Origin of the sequence: Methanoculleus sp., assembly GCF_035363275.1 — an archaeon.
Lineage (GTDB): Archaea > Halobacteriota > Methanomicrobia > Methanomicrobiales > Methanoculleaceae > Methanoculleus.
The window spans coordinates 1-1,342 of record NZ_DAOSET010000139.1 but is presented as its reverse complement, the minus strand read 5'-3'; the positions used below and the strand labels follow the sequence as shown (position 1 = coordinate 1,342).

At 59.6% G+C, this 1,342-nt stretch carries 3 protein-coding genes; all 3 read left to right on the top strand.

Features of this window, described 5'->3' with window-relative positions; genetic code table 11:
- The first annotated feature begins 147 nt into the window (after positions 1–147).
- Entirely contained in the window at positions 148–354 is a 207-nt protein-coding gene (locus PLN84_RS13350; protein WP_348532192.1) for a hypothetical protein, read from the top strand.
- Between the two features lie 262 nt (positions 355–616).
- A complete protein-coding gene (locus PLN84_RS13345) occupies positions 617–913 on the top strand; it encodes a glucose-6-phosphate isomerase family protein (RefSeq protein WP_292384074.1) in 297 nt (98 codons plus the stop codon).
- Between the two features lie 29 nt (positions 914–942).
- Positions 943–1,342, top strand: a 400-nt coding sequence (locus PLN84_RS13340; RefSeq protein WP_348532191.1) for an ATP-binding protein, incomplete at its 3' end; no start/stop codon positions are given.

The following is a 1,342-nucleotide window of genomic DNA, read 5'->3' as shown; positions in this document are numbered from 1 at the left end:
ATGGCACATCCGAGGGCTGAACGGACTGTCTCGCTGGCACCATTCAGAAAGCCCTAAACCACCCCACCGCCATACCCTCTTCATGCGCTCCACCGTCACCGGCGGGGCCGGCTTCATCGGCTCGAACCTTGCAGACACAGTCGCACCTTGACGGTGCTCCTGCTCCGTTCCTGCGGAACATCGCATCTGGCACAGCACCACGACGTCGTGATCATCGACAACCTCGCCACCGGCCGGCGGGTGAACATCGAGCACCGCCTCGACCACCCCCGGGTGACGTTCATCGAGGGGAGCATCTCCCTAGAAGTTCCAGCACTTCGCCTCCAGAACCGTAAAAGCCCGCTCCACCGGTAACAGGCCTACTTCAGAGTTCCCATTTTCATTGAAGCCCCCCCTCGTGATGACGGTGTTAGGATCGCATCGCGTAAATTATCACCAGTTACAGCAGAACATGAATTAATGAACAGTTACTGGCCCGGCCCCCTCCCTGAACCCTCCGTCCGGACCCTCGACGATATGCGATGCGTGCTCGCCGACCCAGACCAGTCCGGGAGCATGCCCCTATACTACATGTACCGCGACCTCGCCCTCACTGCCGGGGATCGCGCGTATCTTCGTGAGCAGAACCTCGGTTCGAGATCACCGTCATTCTTCCGGGGAGTACGTCAGGACCAGAGGGCACTACCACCCGCTCAGCCCCTCGGGCATCGGCTACCCCGAGTTCTACTACCAGGTGCTCGCCGGGGAGGTGCTCTCCCTCCTCCAGCGGAGCGACCTCGCCGATATCGTCGCCGCGAAAGCGGGGGAGTTCGTCCTCATCCTGCCCGGCTACGACCATCAACCCGGAAAGGGGGTGCCCGTCTGCGCAGCGGCCATCTCCGGTCCGGCTACCGGCGCTTACCGATTATCTTAAGTTGTTGTTGACTATAAAGTAGTATACTTATGATTCAACATTCTTTTGTAGACCGGGAAAGTGAACTGCAGTTCCTCACCGATCGATATCGTTCCCCGGTTCCGGAGTGCCTGATCCTGTATGGGAGGCGGCGCGTGGGCAAGACGACGCTTCTTGCCCAATTCCTGCAGACTGTCCCGGGCTTTTACTTCCTGGCCTCAGAAGAAGGGACGGCAAGGAATGTCCAGGATTTCTCCCACTACGCAGGGGAGTACCTGAACGATCCGGACTTCGAGCGGAGTCGGTATCCCGACTGGGAGACCGTCATTAAGGCGCTGGTCAGGCACCGGAATTTTTCCCCTTCCCAGGGGGAGAAAGTGGTGATCGTCATCGACGAGTTCCCCTACCTCATCGCACGCGACCGGGCCACGCCTTCCGTCTTTCAGAAGG